Below are 16,350 nucleotides of genomic sequence, written 5' to 3' on the forward strand. Positions count from 1 at the left end.
GCAAGGAAATTGCAGGCGAATCGCGTATTTTAGCGCGACTAGCGAAAAGGGCCCGCATTCCGCGGGCCCTGCAATCTCAGTCCGGTTGCGGCCGGCTTACTTCAGCGTCTTCAGCCGGTTGGTGGCGGCCTGCGCTCCTTCGGTACCAGGATACTTCGACACCACCTGTTCCAGCGTCTTCCTGGCCGCAGCCTTCTGGCCGGATTCGAGCTGGTTGTTGGCGATGGCGATCATGGCATCGGGCGCCTTCGGGTGCGTCGGGTTCGCCTGCAGCATGTTCTGCAGCACCGCGGTGGAGCCCTTGTAGTCGCGCTGCGCATAGAGCGAGTTGCCAAGCCAGTATTGCGCCAGCGGCAGGTACGGGCTTTGCGGATACTTCTTCACGAACGAGGCAAAGGAATTGCCAGCGCTCTTGAAGTCGCCGGCCTGGAACTGCTTGAGCGCAGCGTCGTACTCGGGCTTCTCGTTCGGCTGCACCGTGCCTTCGCGGCCATCGACGGTGACCTGCTGCGGCTCGAACTTCTTCAGGCGCGCATCCAGGTCCGCGTAGTAGTCCTTCTGCTGCTTCTGCAGCGAATCCACCGTGTTCTGCAGCACCTCGTTCTGGCCGCGCAGCCGAGCCACCTCCTGGCGAAGGCCTTCCAGCTGGTTCTGGATGTCGATCGTCGTGCGGCTGTTCTGCTCGATGCGCTGCGTGGCGGTCGCCTGGAAACCGTTGAACTGGTCACGCAGGGTGAGGACCGCCTTGCGCGCCTCGTCATCATCGAACACGCCGGCACGGGCCTGCGCAAGGGGCAGCATGGCCGCGCCCGAAACGGCGGCGAGCCACAACAGGGTGGAAACGCGTGCTTTCATGGATGGCCTGTACGCGGATCAGATCAGTAGTTGATGTCGGCGCGGCGGTTCTCAGCCCAGGCAGCCTCGTCGTGGCCGGTTGCCTTCGGCTTTTCCTTGCCCAGGCTCACGGCTTCCATCTGGTTGTCGGGCACGCCCATGGTCGCCAGCGAACGGCGCACGGCCTCGGCACGCTTCTGGCCCAGCGCCAGGTTGTACTCGCTGGTGCCGCGCTCGTCAGTGTTGCCCTGGATCAGGATCTTGCGGCCCTTGTTGGCGCTCAGGTACTTGGCGTGATCGCCCAGCATGCCCTGGTAGTCCTGCTTGACGCTGTAGCTGTCGAAATCGAAGTACACGCTGCGCTTGGCCAGCGGGCTATTCGGATCGTTCAGCGGATCGCGCGAAACGTCAACGGGCTGGACGGTGCGGGCATCGGCACCGGTGCCACCCTTGTTGGCGCCGGCATTGGCGGCATCGTCCAGCTTCACGCCGGAGCTGCAGGCACCCAGGGCCAGCAGGGCGGCAACGGCAAGGGTTTTGGTCATCAGTTGGGACATGGCGAGAGACTCCTGTGATTGCGTTATTGCATGAAAGGACCCCAGGACGGCTCGCGGACATCGCCGGACTGGAGAGACAGAACCTGCCGGGTACGCCCGTCAGTGGATACCGCAGCCAGCACCGAGCGGCCGCCCACGCGCGTGGCGTAAAGGATGTACTTGCCATTGGCGGCAAAGCTTGGCGCCTCGTCATTCGACGTATCGGTCAGCGAGGTGACGTCGCCGTTGGTCAGGTCCTGCAGTTGCAGCTTGAAGCCACCCGAGCGCGTGATGTACGCCAGGTACTTGCCGTCCGACGAAATCCGCGGACTGACGTTGTAGCTGCCCTTGAAGGTCACGCGTTGCGCGCCGCCCGCCTCTTCGCCACCCGCCGGCATGCGATAGATCTGCGGAGCACCGCCGCGGTCGCTGGTGAAATAGATGCTCTTGCCGTCCGGCGCAAACTGCGGCTCGGTATCGATCGCGCTGCTGCGGGTCAGGCGGCGCAGGCCGGAGCCGTCCGCATTGATCATGTAGATCTGGGTGTTGCCGTCCTTCGACAAGGCCACGGCCAGGCGCTGACCGTCCGGCGACCACGACGGCGCGCTATTGTTCCCCTTCTGGTCGGACACCATGGTGCGCTTGCCGGTGGACAGATCGTGCACGTACACCACCGGCTTCTTCCTCTCGAACGAGACGTAAGCCACGCGACGGCCATCCGGCGACCACGACGGCGAGATGATCGGCTCGTTGCTGGTCAGCGCGACCTGCGAATTCTGGCCATCCGAGTCCGAGATCAGCAGTTGGTAGCGGCCGCCGACGCGCGACACGTAGGACAGGCGCGTGGCAAACACGCCGCGCTCGCCCAGCAGCTTCTCGTAGATGTAGTCGGCGATCTTGTGGGCCGTCACGCGTAGCTGGCCCTGGTTGACGTTGAACGCCAGGCCGCCCAGGCTCTGGCCCTTGACGGTGTCGTACAGGCGGAAGCGCACTTCGTACTGTCCGTTTCCGGACGGGGTCACGCTGCCGGCGACGAAGGCATCGGCGCCGCGGCTCTTCCAGCTGCCGAGATCGACGTTGGCCGACTCGGCCACCGTGGCGCCGCCGGGGTCGACGTTGCGGAAACGGCCGCTGCGCGACAGGTCACTGCGGATGATCGCGGTCAGGTTCTGCGGGGCCTGCGCCTCGCCCTGGAAATTAGCCGTGGCGACCGGGAACTGGCTCGAGCCGACCCCGGAGATCTCTACGTTCAGTTGTGCTTGTGCGGCACCGGCGGACATGGCCAGCGCGGCGGCCAGCCAGACCATCAGCGCATGGCGGCCGATGAGCCGGTTCGCCGCCCGGTTTGCGGCCTGGTTTGCTTGGTGCCGCTTCGCGGACAGCCAGTTGGGGGCCCAAAGCTTTCGCATGCTGCTCCTCAGTCGATTTCAGGTTTCGTCGGGCACGGCAGGCAGACAGCAGAACAGGCGTCGATGCGCATGGCGCATATCCGTTCCGCGCGCGCATGGCACGCTGCCGGCCGCCTCAGGCAACCTGTCATGGTAGCGGTGGGACTGGCACCGGTTAATGAAGGTTGCATTATGTTGCAAGTCATGGTGCCTGCGTCACTTAATCCTTAGGACGGAAAGTGATGGTGAAGCTCGCAGGCGCCTTGCCGTTCTCGTCGCGCGGCAGCGGGTCCGAGCGCTCGACGGCGCGCAGCACGGCGTTGTCCCAGGCCGAATTGCCGCTGGACTTGCTCAGCCGCGCCGACATCAGCGATCCGTCCGGCGCCAGTTGCACGGATACCACGGCGGTCGGGTTGCCCGGCACGTCTTCGGTGAACACGATGTTTGGCTTGACCTTGCGGCGCACCCGATCGGCATAGCCCGGCGAGGCCTTGCCACCGCCGCCGGCGCCCGCACCGGCAGAACTGCCCACGCCGCCACCGCCCTGGCCACCGGCGCCGCCACCGGCCATGGCCTGCAGACGCGCCAGTTCGCCCTTGCGTTGCGCGTTGGCCGCGGCTTCGCGCTTGGCCTTGGCATCGGCGTCCGCCTTGGCCTTCGCTTGCGATTCGGCTTTCGCCTTGGCATCCGCTTCCGCCTTCGCCTTGGCTTCGGCTTTAGCTTCGGCCTTGGCCCGGGCATCCGCCTCAGCCTTCGCCTTGGCTTGCGCGTCGGCCTTGGCCTTCGCCTCGGCATCGGCCTTCGCCCTGGCCTTGGCATCGGCTTCCTTGCGCTCGCGTTCACGTTCGCGCTCGGCTTGCTCGCGGTGCTGCTGCTCCTGCTGGGCGGCCTTTTTCCTGGCGTCGTCCTTGCGTTGCGCCTCCTGGCGCTCGGCTTCCTTGCGCTCCGCCTCTTTGCGCTCGGCTTCCTTGCGGGCGGCGTCCTTGCGCGCAGTCTCTTCGCGCGCGGCCTGCTCGGCGGCGCGGCGCTTCTGGCGTTCGAGCGCGATATCGGCGTCTTCCTCGACCTTGCTCTTCACTTCGGGCGCCGGCGGCACCGGGCGCGGCTGGACCACCGGCTCAGGTGGTGCCGGTGGCGCGGGCGGCGGTGCGGGGGTGGCGGGAATCTCGTCCCAGAGCTCCGCTTCGGAGCCGACCGGGGTGCTGCTCTGCCAATGCACGCCGTAGTACAGCACGATGCCGAGCAGCAGGTGCATGAAGAGCGCGAGCAGGAAGGAACGCAGGGTTCCGCGCTCCTTCACCGGCTGGTAAGGAATGGCGGCAGCGGTCGTCATGGGGCGCGGCATTCGGACAGGCATTTCACGCAGCGGGCGCGTTCTACTTGGACTTCACCATCAGGCCGACACGCTTGATGCCGTCGGCCTTGAGCACGGACATGACATCGAGTACGGACTCGTACTTGACCGAGCGGTCCGCGGCGATCACCACCGGCTGGTCCGGGTTCTCGTTCTGGCGCTGGTGGACGAAATCGAGCAAGCCGTTCTTGTCGAGCTTGCGCTCGAACGAATTGCCGGCGTTGTCTTTTCCGCTCGCCGTCAGCGCACCGTCCTCGTGCACGGTCACGACAATCGGCGGCGCCTTCTGTTGCGGCGTGGCGTTGGCCACGGTGGGCAGGTCGACGACGGCGGGGCTGACGATCGGTGCCGCCACCATGAAGATGACCAGCAGCACGAGCATCACGTCGATATACGGTACGACGTTGATCTCGGCGCTGGCCCGGCGGCGGGATCCGCCGCGGCGCTGAATGGCTGCCATTGCTGGGCTCCTGGTCGTTCAGTCGGTCAGCGGGTCTGCCGCTGCAGGATGTTCAGGAATTCTTCCATGAAGCTTTCGAACCGGATCGCCAGCCGATCGATCTCGGTGGCGTACCGGTTGTAGGCAATCACGGCCGGAATCGCCGCGAACAGGCCGATGGCGGTGGCCACCAGCGCTTCGGCAATGCCGGGCGCCACCGATGCCAGCGTCGCCTGCTGCACATTCGACAGGCCGCGGAACGCGTTCATGATCCCCCACACGGTACCGAACAGGCCGATGTAGGGGCTGACCGAGCCGACCGAGGCCAGGAACGGCAGGTGCGATTCCAGTACGTCCATTTCGCGCTGATAGGCCGCGCGCATGGCGCGGCGGGCGGCGTCGAGCAGCGCGCTCGCTTCATTACCGCGCTCGCGTGCCTTGAGGAACTCGCCCATGCCCGATTCGAAGATCCGCTCGAGCGCGCCGGTGTTGTGCCGGTTGTTCGCCGCACTGTTATAGAGCGCCTGCAGGTCGCCGCCGGCCCAGAAGTCGCGCTCGAAACCTTCCGTCTGCGTGCGCGCCGAGCGCAGCGCCAGGTGCTTGCGGAAGATATATGTCCAAGAGAACAGCGACATGACGAGCAGCAGCGCCATGACGGCCTGGGCGAGCAGGCTGGCGTGCAGCACCAGCGTAATGATCGACAGGTCTTGCGTGACGGTCACGGGATTCATCGGGCGGTCTTGATGGTTGCCAGGACAGGGGCGGGAATGGGAGACGGACGGAAAGTGCTTCGATCGACACAGCCAACGCGAATCTGGCCGCTGGCGAGCAAAGTCTCGGCGCGCCAGGCCTCTTGCGCGAACTGCACCGAGGCCGGCCCTACACGTTCAATGCGCGTGCGGATCTCAAGCTGGTCGTCGAGCCGGGCGGGCGCATTGTAGTCCACTGCCGTGCTGCGGACGATAAAGACCACGCCGGCCTCATCGGCCAGCGCCTGCTGTTCGATGCCAAGCGAGCGCAACCACTCGGTCCGGGCGCGCTCGAAGAACTTGAGATAGTTGGCGTAGAACACTACGCCGCCGGCGTCGGTGTCTTCCCAGTACACCCGCAGGGTCCAGGCAAAGTTTGTCATGGCCGGGATTGTAACGGACAGCGAGACAGCTTCGGTGTTAACCCGCAGGACGAGTTTGCAACAGCAAGTTGCGGGCCGCGCCGGGCGCGGCGTTACGGGCCATGGGGCGCGGCTTGCGGCAAATCCCCGCCTCACGCTACACTGCGCCCAACCATTCCATCTTGCGCGACTGGCGATGTCAGTGGGTACTACCACGAGGAAGCGCAAGTTCTCTGGCGTGAAGTTTCAAGCGCCTGCCGCTCGCCTGGGCAGCGAATGGGAAGCAGGGTGCGCCCTGCGCCGACGGTTCGTTGGGTTCCGCCGGTGCCGGCCGCCAATCGCTTTCCCCGCGCGCCCTACCCCGATGCAGTAATCGGATTCCCTTTTTTCAGACGAGTTTCGCCATGTTCGAACGCAGCCGCTATACGATCGACCAGATCGACCCCGAGGTCTTTGCCGCTATCCAGAAGGAAAACCAGCGCCAGGAAGACCACATCGAGCTGATCGCCTCAGAAAACTACACCTCGCCGGCCGTGATGGCCGCGCAGGGCTCGCAACTGACCAACAAGTACGCCGAGGGCTATCCCGGCAAGCGTTACTACGGTGGCTGCGAGTACGTCGACATCGTCGAACAGCTCGCCATCGACCGCGTGAAGGAACTGTTCGGCGCCGAAGCCGCCAACGTGCAGCCGAATTCGGGTTCGCAGGCCAACCAGGGCGTGTACTTCGCCGTGCTGAAGCCGGGCGACACCATCATGGGCATGAGCCTGGCCGAAGGCGGCCACCTGACCCACGGCATGGCCCTGAACATGAGCGGCAAGTGGTTCAACGTGGTCAGCTACGGCCTGAACGCACAGGAAGACATCGACTACGACGCGCTGGAAAAGCTCGCCCACGAAAAGAAGCCGAAGCTGATCATCGCCGGCGCCTCCGCTTTCGCGCTGCGCATCGACTTCGAGCGCATTAGCAAGGTCGCCAAGGCGATCGGTGCCTATTTCATGGTCGACATGGCCCACTACGCCGGCCTGATCGCCGCGGGCGTCTACCCGAACCCGGTGCCGCACGCCGACTTCGTCACCACCACCACGCACAAGAGCCTGCGCGGCCCGCGCGGCGGTGTGATCCTGATGAAGGCCGAGCATGAGAAGGCCATCAACTCGTCGATCTTCCCGGGCATCCAGGGCGGTCCGCTGATGCACGTGATCGCCGGCAAGGCCGTGGCGTTCAAGGAAGCGCTGACGCCGGAATTCAAGGCTTACCAGGAACAGGTGGTCAAGAACGCCGCCGTGCTGGCCGAAACGCTGATCGCGCGCGGCCTGCGCATTGTCTCGGGCCGTACCGAAAGCCACGTGATGCTGGTCGACCTGCGCGCCAAGAACATCACCGGCAAGGAAGCCGAGCGCATCCTGGGCGAAGCGCACCTGACCGTGAACAAGAACGCCATCCCGAACGATCCGGAAAAGCCGTTCGTGACCTCGGGTATCCGCGTTGGCTCGCCGGCCATGACCACGCGCGGCTTCAAGGAAGAAGAAGCGCGCATTGTCGGCAACCTGATCGCCGACGTGCTGGACAACCCGCACGACGCCGGCAACATCGCCAGCGTGCGCGAGCAGGTGTCGGCACTGACCAAGCGTTTCCCGGTCTACGGCTGATGACGCAAGGCCGCCCGCGAGGGCGGCCGGCAGCCCCGCGGGCGCGCCATCGTGCCGCTTGCGGGCCTCGCCAACCCGCCCGGTTGCCGCAGAAGGACAAGATACCAAGGCGACGGGGCTTTACTCTGAAGGTGGTCAGGCATGAAATGCCCCTTTTGCGGACATTCCAATACCCAGGTGCTCGACACGCGCATGTCGGAAGACGGCGACGCCGTGCGCCGGCGCCGACGCTGCGAAGCCTGCGACCGCCGCTTCACCACCTACGAACGGATCGAACTGTTCTTCCCGGCCATCGTCAAGAAGAACGGCTCGCGCGTGGACTACAGCCGCGCCAAGCTGAAGGATTCGATGCGCCTGGCGCTGCGCAAGCGCCCGGTCTCCGCCGAAGCCATCGACGAAGCCATCACCCGCATTGAAGAAAAGCTGCTGGCGCTCGGCGAGAAGGAAATTCCGAGCAGCCAGGTCGGTGAACTCGTCATGCGCGAACTGCGCAAGCTCGACAAGATCGCCTATATACGCTTTGCTTCGGTGTACCGGAGTTTCGAGGACGTCGCCGAGTTTTCCGATGTGCTGGCCGAGGTAACGGCAGGAAACAGCAAGCGCTAGCGCCACACGCTCAGCGTTCCCGGCGGTTCTGCAGATACGCCGCCGGGTTCGCGCCGACGGTATTCAGGCGCGTGCCGGCCTGGTCCAGCGTGCAGGTGCCGCAGGCATCTGCGGCATCCACGGGAACGGCTTGCAGGACATAGCCATTTGCAGTCAGCGAGTTGGCAATCGCTGATGACATCGCGGGTCGTCGCGCTGGCAACCTTCAGGTGGTTGCCTCCCCCTCCACCACCACCAACGCCCGGGAAGATGGTCGAGCCGAAATTGCCTTGGCGGGACACGCCCGATACGACAAGAACCTTGTCGTTGGTGCCAGTCACCTTGTCCGAGGCATCGATCTTGCCGTCGCTGTTGACGCCGGGCACCGAGTAGCTCAATGCCGAGCCATTCAGTGCGGAAAAGTCCAGCAGGTTGGAACTGATCCTGCCGGGCACTCGTCCGTGGACGGCGTCAGCCTCGTGATCACCGGGTGCTCCGCATCCACCTTCGGCTTCACGACCACGCGCTCGCCCTGCGTCAGCAGGTCGATACGCCAACCCTTCTGCCTGGTGTAGTCCACCATATTGCCGGTGAGCGTGTACAGCGTCGCGACGCGCCGCGTAAGCCGCCTGGATGGTGAGATTGGTGCCATACACCAATTCCGGACTGCCGAGCGCGTTGCCGCTGCCCGCTGCCCATTTCATGCAACGCCTTCGTCGCGCAACCAAATTTGCCAGTCTCGCTACGTTTGCCCACGGATCGGCGACCTGTAGCACGTTACGTTGATGGCCTCACCGCCACCATCTCCGCCTGCCATGCAGCCTTGCTTTCGTTCTGTCCATTTTTACGGCCATGCCCTGGCCGAGTCGCTCTGCGCCCTGCTGATCGTCAGCGTCGGCCTGATCCCCCTGGCCAGCGGGGGGACCGCAGCACTGGCGCGGCTGCGCGGCCATGAGCAACTCGCGCATGCAATGCGAGCCGCCGGAGAATTCACGGAGATCGAGGAGCTGGGCGTTGCGCCCATGAACCGGTCCGATCCGGTCTCGGCCGAAGGCTGTTCCCTGCTTCAAGACACGGGGCAACCCGCTTGCCCGGTTGGCGGCAAGCTGGCTATTGCCAGACTGGGGACTGGAGAGCCGGGTGCGGCGGCCACGTTGCGCGGCATCGCTCTGTGGATGCAGCCATGAGATCCCGCCTTGCACGTGGCCATTTCCGCAATCTGCCAGCGAATGGCTTCACGCTGACGGAGATGATGGTCGGCCTGGCGCTCGGGCTGGTGGTCACAGCCGTTGCCGGCACTGCGTTCCTGCTATGCCGCGCAGCCTATCTCGCCACCGCGGAGCGGGTCCTGCTGGAGGAACGCGGACAGCGCGCACTGAGTATTCTTTCCCTGCTGATCCGACAAGGCGGCTGGCGTCCCGATCCGGCAGCCAAGGCGCCGGCCCAGCCCGCAATCAGCGGTGCGGACGATTGCGGCCAGCCATCGATAGCAGCCATACCAGGCTGCGCCAAACCCGGTATTGCAGGCAGTGACGCGCTGCTGGTCCGCTTCAGCGGCAGCAGCCACGCGCGCGAAGCCACGATGCCCGACCAGACGATGATCGACTGCAGCGGCCATGCCGTTGCCGCACGGAACCTGGACGCTTCCGCCGATGCGAACTACGTTGCGGCGAATCTCGTCTACGCGGCCACCGCCAGCGACGGCGAGCCCCAATTGCTATGCCGTTACCCGGCGCGCCGCAACGGGCGCATCGACGGCAGCGGCTGGACATCCGGCGCGATGGTGCGAGGCGTGGAGTCGATGCAGATTCGTTACGGCATGGACAAGCGCGACGGCAGGCAACCCGACACGTTCCTGCGTGCGGACCAGGTCAACGCCATGGGTGAAGACGCATGGCACCGTGTGGTGGCAGTGCAGGTAGCGCTGGCCTTCCGGTTGACACGGCGCGGCGCCACACCGGCCGGCATGCAGACTACTGCTGCTCGCGTCGACAATGCCATGGCCGACCTTGTCGACAGGCTCCCTGCAGATAGCCGGCACACGTGGCGGATCTTCGCCACGACAATCCGCTTGCGAAACATCCCGCTCTGCCAGGAGACATTGTGCTAGCCCCGCCCATGGCCCGCATCCGCAGGACGCATGGCGGCGCGACGCTGCTGTTCGCCGCGACGCTCCTGCTGCTCGCGGTTTTCACCACCGCCGCCGTGCTGCAGTTCCTGCTCTCCACCCGCCAGCTCGCCACCTTGCAGCTCGATCGCGAAATCGCCTTCCGGGCTGCCGAAGTGGCGCTGCTGGATGGCGAGGCGGACCTGTTGACTGCAGCCGCGGGCAGCGGCCCGTCCGGCCGACTCGATCCGCTTCCGGCAAGCGGGACTTGCGGCACAGGCAGGCAGGCCGGGGTCTGCGTTCCGGCCCCCGATAACATGCCCGTATGGCAAGCGTGGCTGTCGGGCACGGGGCCCATTGATGATGTCGGCGTGCCGTTCGGCACGTTCACCGGCAATGCCATGCCAAGGTTGCCGGAGGGCATTGCCGGTACATCCGTCGCGCCGCGCTATGTCGCCGAGATGATCGGCGACATAGCAGCCTCCCGCGGATATGGCCTGCCGCCGGCCGCCCCGCGCTTCCGCATCACGGCAATCGGCTTTGGCCGGAGCCGGGATACGACGGCCGTGGTCCAGAGCGTGATCCAACCATGAGCCCGCAAAGCATGATCACCTTCGTCCTGGCCTGGATCCTGCCGCTGTCCTGGGCAGCATGGGCCGGCACGACTGTGGACGTCCCCGCCGGCAACCTCCCACTGGCATATCTGCCCCAGGGCGGCAATTTCCCCTGGACCGGCCGCCTGTACGCGATCGGATGGAGCCCCGAGCAGTCGGCCACAGATACGGCACCCCTCGCGCTCTGGGAGGCCGGCGCATTGCTCGACGCGAACCCGGTGGCTTCCCGGCGTCTTTACACCTCAATCGCCCCAACCGGCCCGGATTCGGAACGCCTGGTACCGCTGCAGTGGTCCGCACTCGATGTGGCAAGCCAGCCAGCGGCGGCACCGGACTCGGGAAACGGCGTATCCGGACAGGACAAGCTGGCGTGGCTGCGCGGCGAGCGCACCAACGCCGCCTTGCGTCCGCGCGAGACCCGCATGGCCAACGCCCGCGGTGCACGCGTTCTCGTAGTTCCCCCGCCGGCATGGCAACCCGGCAAGGCCGGCCATGCCGCGTTCCGGGAGCGATATCGCACGCGGCCACACATGGTCTGGCTTGGCACCACGGACGCGTGGCTGCATGGATTCAATGCCATCGACGGCGAGGAATTTGTCGCCTACCTGCCGCGGACCTTGCTGTCGCAGGCGGTCGCCCTGGCCGACCCGAAGGCTGCGCTCGCACCCGTACCCTGCCCACGCCCGGAGGCCGCCGACGTCATGATCCATCGGGAATGGCGCACCGTACTGCTGTGCGCCATCCCGGTCACCACCCAAGGTGATAGCGATAGCGCGCCCGGCATATTCGCGCTGGATATCACCGCGCCAACGGACCTCGCGCCAATCGCTCTTCTGTGGGAAATGACGGCAACGGCTGCCTTGCCGCTTTCCGCCCGTGGGCCCGTTCGCGCCGCGGCCTTTGCCGGGGACGAAGGGCTCCGGTGGTTCGCCGTCACGACCGTCGAAGCGCGCGCCGACAGCCCGGCATCCCGTCCGGGCCTGGCCCTCATACCGCTGGAACGGGCCGCCGGGGATTCCGCGCTGACCTGGCCGCTGCCCGAACGCGATTGCACCGGCGCACCCGTGACGTCGGCACTTGCGGGCGTCAGCGTCCTGAGCGACATGACCGGCGGGACGCTGGCCATCTATGCCACCGACGACAGTGGCCAGCTCTGGCACTTCCCGTTGGCCGATGCCACGCGACGTCCCAGGCCGGGAACCCCGAGTTGCCGGCACAGGCTGCCGGTGACGATCAGGACGGACCACGCGGAGCCTCCGTTGCTGCTGGGCGGGTCCACGTCTGGGCTTATCGTATATGGCCAGGGCAGCGACATCGTGGCCATCCCGGCCCGACCGGGCGGAATCCCGACCCGCATCGTGGCCGAGCCCGCGAACGGAGGATTCCTGCTGCGCGCGTCCCAAAGCCAGGCCGGCACGAGCGGCCAGGCCGGCTGGCAGCTGACGCTGCCGAATGCCGGGGAAAAGCTTGAGGTGCTGAGTGACGTGTTTCCCGGCTATCTCCACTTCACGACCCGTGCCGCCGACGGTCTTCAGCGGGCCTACCTTGTGCTGGCGTCGACAGGCGAATCCGCGGGCCGTACCCGGGAAGGCGGGCCTCTGCAGGCATACGTGACCGGACAGGCCAGCGCCCCTGAAGGCGACTTCGTCCTGACGAGTACCCCTCGACCGGGCCCGCGCCAGTCCGCTGGCACCAGTGGCGCGCAAGCTCACACCGTCACGCTGTGGTCGGTGGACCGGTCTTCCGCCCGGCCGCTGTCCACAACCGTCGCAACGCGCCGAACGGGCCGCATCAGCTGGCGGGAGATCATGGCGCCCATTCAGCAGGAGGCTCCATGAAGCCCGCACTTGCCCCGGAGCACAAAACCTCGGCGCAACGGGCTTTCAGCCTTGTCGAGCTATTGATCACGCTCGCCATCGTGGCGATCCTTGCAGCCATTGCCGTACCGACATGGGACCAGTACCTTGCTCGCGGCTGGCGCGCGCAGGCGCGCGCGGAACTGGTCGCGGCGATGCTGGAGCTTGAGCAGCACGCGATGGCGGCCACGACATTCGCCCGGCAGCCGGGGAGTGACATCGCCGCCGGGAACTGGCCCCGGCCAGTGCCGCCCGGCCCCCGTCCCCGCCACCTCCTCACGGCTGCAGCCTGCCCGCAAGCCAGCCTGGATGCCTGCGTCGAAATCCGGGCGACGCCGGTGGTGCCGGACCATCGCTGCGGCGTGCTCATCCTGCGCAGCACAGGTCAGCGACTGAACCTACCGGAGGACACGACGCAAGCCGCCCAATCGGGATCGGACTGTTGATATGCTCGAATCAGCACTTTTCCGTCAAAAAGGCATCATCCTTGCTGAACTGCTGGTTTGCCTGGCAGTCATTGCGGCGGTGGGGGCATTCACTTATCACGCCGCCGCCGTCCTGATGGCCCGCCAGCAGGTGACGATTGCCGCCGACCGGCTGGCCGCGTCGCTCGCCCTGGCGCGCAGCGCGGCCATGGCTAGACGGGTGGAAGTCGCCTTGCAGCCGCTCGACGGTCACCTCGCGCTGGACCCCGGGTGGCAGCTGACGACCACAAGCGAGCTCCGACGATCGGGGCAGGAGGCCGTCCTGTCGGTCGTCCAGCTCGATGCGCCGTGCCTGTCCATCGCCCTGCGCCAGACCACGCGCGCCAGCAACGTCCTGCGATTCGCAGCTGTGGGATACTCTCGGTCTGAGCAGGGCGGTTTTCAGGCCGCCACTTTCACGCTCAGCTGCCGCGGCGAGCAGCGCCAGGTTCGCATGGGAGCGCAAGGACGCATCCGCCTTTGCACGCCTGGGCATGACAAGGACTGCGAGGCATCGGGCGAACCCGCCCCGCCCTGACAGCGGCACGCACACCAAACGCCCAGCGAACAAGAGTCACCGGCCAAATGTTTTCCGATTCCGACCACGCCGCCATGCAGCAAGCGCTCGCGCTCGCCGCGAGAGGCATGTTCACCACCACCCCAAATCCACGCGTCGGCTGTGTGCTGAGCAAGAACGGACAGATCATCGGGCAGGGCTTTACCCAGCCAGCAGGCCAGGACCATGCCGAGATCCAGGCGCTGAAAGACGCGCAGACGCGCGGCATCGACCCGGCCGGCGCGACCGCCTACGTGACGCTGGAGCCGTGCAGCCATTTCGGCCGCACGCCCCCTTGCGCCGACGCGCTGGTGCGGGCCGGCATTGCGCGCGTGGTGGCGGCGATGGAAGACCCCAACCCCTCCGTATCGGGCCGCGGCCTGCAACGACTGCGCGATGCCGGCATCGACGTGCGGTGCGGACTGCTGGAAAAGGAGGCGCGCGACCTGAATATCGGCTTCGTGTCGCGCATGACGCGCGGCCTGCCGTGGGTGCGGGTCAAGGTGGCGGCATCGATGGACGGCGGCACGGCCCTGCATGACGGCACCAGCCAGTGGATCACGGGGCAGGCTGCGCGGGACGACGGCCACGCCTGGCGCGCGCGCGCTTGCGCCATCATGACCGGCATCGGCACGGTACGCGACGACAATCCGCAGATGACCGTGCGCGCCATCCCGACGCCGCGCCAGCCACAGCGCGTGCTGGTGGACTCGCGCCTGGAAGTGCCGCTTGACGCGCGCATCCTGACGCCGGACAGCGGCGACTTTGCCAAGCCGGTGCTGGTGTTCTGCGCAGTGGACGACCGCGAACGACGCCAGGCGCTCGAGGCCCGCGGCGCCGAGGTGGTGGTACTGCCGAATCCGCACGGCAAGGTTGAATTGCGCAAGATGATCGAAGAACTGGGCCGGCGCGACATCAACGAACTGCATGTCGAAGCTGGCTTCAAACTCAATGGCTCGCTGATCCGCGAGCATTGCGCCGACGAATTGCTGATCTACCTGGCGCCCAAGCTACTCGGCGACGCCCAGGGCATGTTCAACCTGCCGCCACTGCCCCGGCTGCAGGATGCCGCGACGTTCCGCTGGCACGACGTGCGCCAGATCGGCGAGGACCTGCGCCTGATCGCGCGCCGCAACGACGCCTGACTTCGCCTGACTTCGCCTGACAACCTGACATTTGCCGACGGCGCAGCTGCCGCGCCGGATACCAAACCCCGAACTTTCGAGAACGCATCATGTTTACTGGCATTGTGGCGGCCGTCGGCCGCATCGAGACCATCACCCCGCTCGGCGCTGGCGATGCCGGCGTGCGCCTGCACGTAGCCGCCGGCGGGCTGGACCTCACGGATGTGGTCATTGGCGACAGCATCGCCATCCAGGGCGCATGCATGACGGTGATCGCCATGACTGCCGACAGCTTCGACGTGGACGTCTCGCGCGAGTCGCTGGACAAGACCGTCGGCCTGGAACGCACCGGCCGCGTCAACCTGGAAAAGGCGCTGCGACTCGCGGACCGGCTCGGCGGCCACCTGGTCTCGGGCCACGTCGACGGCCTCGGCGAAGTCGTGCACTTTGCCCCGGTCGGCGAATCGCATGAACTGCGCGTGCGCGCCCCGCGGGAACTGGGCCGCTACCTGGCGTACAAGGGCTCTGTCGTGGTCAACGGCGTGTCGCTGACCGTCAATCGCGTCAACGACGAGGCCGATGGCTGCGTGTTCTCGATCAACCTGATTCCGCACACGGTGGAAGTCACCACCTTGCAGGAACTCAAGCCGGGCAGCCGCGTGAACCTCGAGATCGATTTGATCGCGCGGTATGTGGAGCGGATGCTGTCGGCATCGGCGTCGGAACAGTAAGGTTGCTGGCGGGGGGCGCTCAGCGCCCCTTTTTCCGGCATCTAATCCTCACTGTTCTCAGCGCCGACCGCTTCTTGCACCTTCCGCTCGAGGATCCAGTCGGAAATCGCCAGCATCACCGGCCGCTCGCGCCCGACGAAGCCGTGTGCCGAGAACGCTTCGCACGGCTCGCCGCGCGCGCCCTTGCTGCCCTGCACGGTCACGAGCGGCGCGTTGCCTTTGCGCGCAACAATGCTGCGGTACTGCGTCAGCGGACACGGGTCGTCCTTGTGATGGACAAAGAGCTGGTCCACCGTCACAGCACTCCAGTTGAAGTCGCGCATCGGCATGCCGTGCGCCAGGCGGCCGATGCGCGGATCGGTGAAGGTGGCCGTGTGCACGGCGCCATCAATGCGCCCGCCCAGCCTGAGCGCAAGGAAAGCGCTCGACACGGTGCCATAGCTGGTGCCGACCACGTAGATCTTGCTCACGCCGTAGTCGGCCTTGACCTTGTCGATCACCGCGCCAATGTCTTGCGCGTACTGGTCAGAGATCCGGTAAGCATCGTCACAGTTCTCCCAGCGCGCCTTCGGGCAGTCCACCATGACGGTCAGTATCCTGTCGCTGACCAGGTGCCGGCGGGCACGCACAAGGAAATTTCCACGCAGCTGATAGGTCGGCTTGCCGGCATCGCTCTGGACTCGCAGCACGCCCGGATAGCCGGGGAACAACAGTGCGGCCACCGCCGGCTTGCTGCCGGGTTGCTGGCTGACCACCACGCTCAGTTCTGAGCCACCTTGCAGGGCCACGGTCGAGACGGATTCCTCCAGCCCGACGGCGTCCTGCGCGCCGGCTGGAATTCCCGCACCAAGGATCAGGGCTGCCACGAGTGCTTTCATTGTCATTCTCCGCCCTTCTTCTTGCTTGTTGGAGTGGCGTCGGCACGCGGCGCTTGCAGCAGATGGCGCGGCCGACAGACAGACAGACAGACAGACAGACAGACAGACAGACAGACAGACT

General features: G+C 66.1%; 20 protein-coding genes and 1 riboswitch. Of the genes, 10 read left to right on the plus strand and 10 right to left on the minus strand.

Annotated elements, in window-relative coordinates:
- Positions 1-96: 96 nt before the first annotated feature.
- From ybgF to ybgC, 7 genes are all read right to left on the minus strand, one after another.
- Entirely contained in the window at positions 97-855 is a 759-nt protein-coding gene (gene ybgF, locus ACIGJC_RS11355) for a tol-pal system protein YbgF (protein WP_483708883.1), read from the minus strand.
- Between the two features lie 23 nt (positions 856-878).
- Positions 879-1,391 carry a peptidoglycan-associated lipoprotein Pal gene (gene pal, locus ACIGJC_RS11360; protein WP_483708885.1) on the minus strand — a complete coding sequence of 171 codons (513 nt, stop codon included), beginning with the start codon at positions 1,389-1,391 and terminating at the stop codon, positions 879-881.
- A gap of 23 nt (positions 1,392-1,414) precedes the next feature.
- Positions 1,415-2,779, minus strand: a complete 1,365-nt coding sequence (gene tolB / locus ACIGJC_RS11365; protein ID WP_483708886.1) for a Tol-Pal system beta propeller repeat protein TolB — start codon at positions 2,777-2,779, stop codon at positions 1,415-1,417.
- A 199-nt stretch (positions 2,780-2,978) separates the two neighbouring features.
- Positions 2,979-4,115, minus strand: a complete 1,137-nt coding sequence (gene tolA, locus ACIGJC_RS11370) for a cell envelope integrity protein TolA (RefSeq protein WP_483708887.1) — start codon at positions 4,113-4,115, stop codon at positions 2,979-2,981.
- A 19-nt stretch (positions 4,116-4,134) separates the two neighbouring features.
- Complete coding sequence (gene tolR / locus ACIGJC_RS11375) at positions 4,135-4,572, minus strand: protein TolR (RefSeq protein ID WP_483708888.1); 438 nt, start codon at positions 4,570-4,572, stop codon at positions 4,135-4,137.
- 26 nt (positions 4,573-4,598) lie between these two features.
- Complete coding sequence (gene tolQ, locus ACIGJC_RS11380) at positions 4,599-5,282, minus strand: protein TolQ (protein WP_483708889.1); 684 nt, start codon at positions 5,280-5,282, stop codon at positions 4,599-4,601.
- Positions 5,279-5,683: a tol-pal system-associated acyl-CoA thioesterase gene (gene ybgC / locus ACIGJC_RS11385; protein ID WP_483708890.1), complete on the minus strand. Its 405-nt coding sequence runs from the start codon at positions 5,681-5,683 to the stop codon at positions 5,279-5,281. The genes tolQ and ybgC overlap by 4 nt, the downstream gene beginning before the upstream one ends.
- A 155-nt stretch (positions 5,684-5,838) precedes the next feature.
- Positions 5,839-5,940: riboswitch (ZMP/ZTP riboswitch) on the plus strand.
- Between the two features lie 126 nt (positions 5,941-6,066).
- Here ybgC and glyA point away from each other — a divergent pair.
- Complete coding sequence (glyA, locus tag ACIGJC_RS11390; RefSeq protein ID WP_483708891.1) at positions 6,067-7,314, plus strand: serine hydroxymethyltransferase; 1,248 nt, start codon at positions 6,067-6,069, stop codon at positions 7,312-7,314.
- Between the two features lie 141 nt (positions 7,315-7,455).
- Entirely contained in the window at positions 7,456-7,920 is a 465-nt protein-coding gene (gene nrdR / locus ACIGJC_RS11395) for a transcriptional regulator NrdR (RefSeq protein WP_483708893.1), read from the plus strand.
- A 10-nt stretch (positions 7,921-7,930) separates the two neighbouring features.
- Here nrdR and ACIGJC_RS11400 read toward each other — a convergent pair whose 3' ends face one another.
- Together ACIGJC_RS11400 and ACIGJC_RS11405 are read right to left on the minus strand one after the other, a co-directional pair.
- A complete protein-coding gene (locus tag ACIGJC_RS11400; protein ID WP_483708895.1) occupies positions 7,931-8,101 on the minus strand; it encodes a hypothetical protein in 171 nt (56 codons plus the stop codon).
- 207 nt (positions 8,102-8,308) lie between these two features.
- On the minus strand, positions 8,309-8,551 hold the full coding sequence (locus tag ACIGJC_RS11405) for a hypothetical protein (RefSeq protein ID WP_483708896.1): 243 nt from the start codon (positions 8,549-8,551) through the stop codon (positions 8,309-8,311).
- Between the two features lie 163 nt (positions 8,552-8,714).
- Between ACIGJC_RS11405 and ACIGJC_RS11410 the strand changes: the two genes are divergently transcribed.
- The 8 genes from ACIGJC_RS11410 to ACIGJC_RS11445 all read left to right on the plus strand — a co-directional run bounded on the left by ACIGJC_RS11410 (position 8,715) and on the right by ACIGJC_RS11445 (position 15,351).
- Positions 8,715-9,086, plus strand: a complete 372-nt coding sequence (locus ACIGJC_RS11410) for a hypothetical protein (RefSeq protein ID WP_483708898.1) — start codon at positions 8,715-8,717, stop codon at positions 9,084-9,086.
- Positions 9,083-10,009, plus strand: a complete 927-nt coding sequence (locus ACIGJC_RS11415) for a PilW family protein (RefSeq protein ID WP_483708899.1) — start codon at positions 9,083-9,085, stop codon at positions 10,007-10,009. The genes ACIGJC_RS11410 and ACIGJC_RS11415 overlap by 4 nt, the downstream gene beginning before the upstream one ends.
- Before the next feature lie 8 nt (positions 10,010-10,017).
- Positions 10,018-10,599 carry a pilus assembly PilX family protein gene (locus ACIGJC_RS11420; protein WP_483708901.1) on the plus strand — a complete coding sequence of 194 codons (582 nt, stop codon included), beginning with the start codon at positions 10,018-10,020 and terminating at the stop codon, positions 10,597-10,599.
- An 11-nt stretch (positions 10,600-10,610) separates the two neighbouring features.
- Positions 10,611-12,458 (plus strand): pilus assembly protein, encoded by a 1,848-nt coding sequence (locus ACIGJC_RS11425; RefSeq protein WP_483708903.1) that lies wholly within the window; start codon positions 10,611-10,613, stop codon positions 12,456-12,458.
- The gene (locus ACIGJC_RS11430; protein ID WP_483708905.1) at positions 12,455-12,922 is read left to right on the plus strand and encodes a prepilin-type N-terminal cleavage/methylation domain-containing protein; all 468 of its coding nucleotides are present in this window, start codon (positions 12,455-12,457) and stop codon (positions 12,920-12,922) included. The genes ACIGJC_RS11425 and ACIGJC_RS11430 overlap by 4 nt, the downstream gene beginning before the upstream one ends.
- A gap of 1 nt (position 12,923) precedes the next feature.
- Positions 12,924-13,478, plus strand: coding sequence for a GspH/FimT family pseudopilin (locus tag ACIGJC_RS11435; protein ID WP_483708907.1), 555 nt, complete (start codon positions 12,924-12,926; stop codon positions 13,476-13,478).
- A gap of 47 nt (positions 13,479-13,525) precedes the next feature.
- Complete coding sequence (gene ribD, locus ACIGJC_RS11440; protein ID WP_483708908.1) at positions 13,526-14,641, plus strand: bifunctional diaminohydroxyphosphoribosylaminopyrimidine deaminase/5-amino-6-(5-phosphoribosylamino)uracil reductase RibD; 1,116 nt, start codon at positions 13,526-13,528, stop codon at positions 14,639-14,641.
- An 89-nt stretch (positions 14,642-14,730) separates the two neighbouring features.
- Entirely contained in the window at positions 14,731-15,351 is a 621-nt protein-coding gene (locus ACIGJC_RS11445; protein WP_483708909.1) for a riboflavin synthase, read from the plus strand.
- Positions 15,352-15,392: 41 nt separating this feature from the next.
- Here the strand turns inward: ACIGJC_RS11445 and ACIGJC_RS11450 are convergent, their stop codons facing one another.
- The gene (locus tag ACIGJC_RS11450; RefSeq protein WP_483708911.1) at positions 15,393-16,229 is read right to left on the minus strand and encodes an alpha/beta fold hydrolase; all 837 of its coding nucleotides are present in this window, start codon (positions 16,227-16,229) and stop codon (positions 15,393-15,395) included.
- Positions 16,230-16,350 lie beyond the last annotated feature (121 nt).

It is taken from the genome of Cupriavidus sp. C3SS-1 (assembly GCF_057073755.1).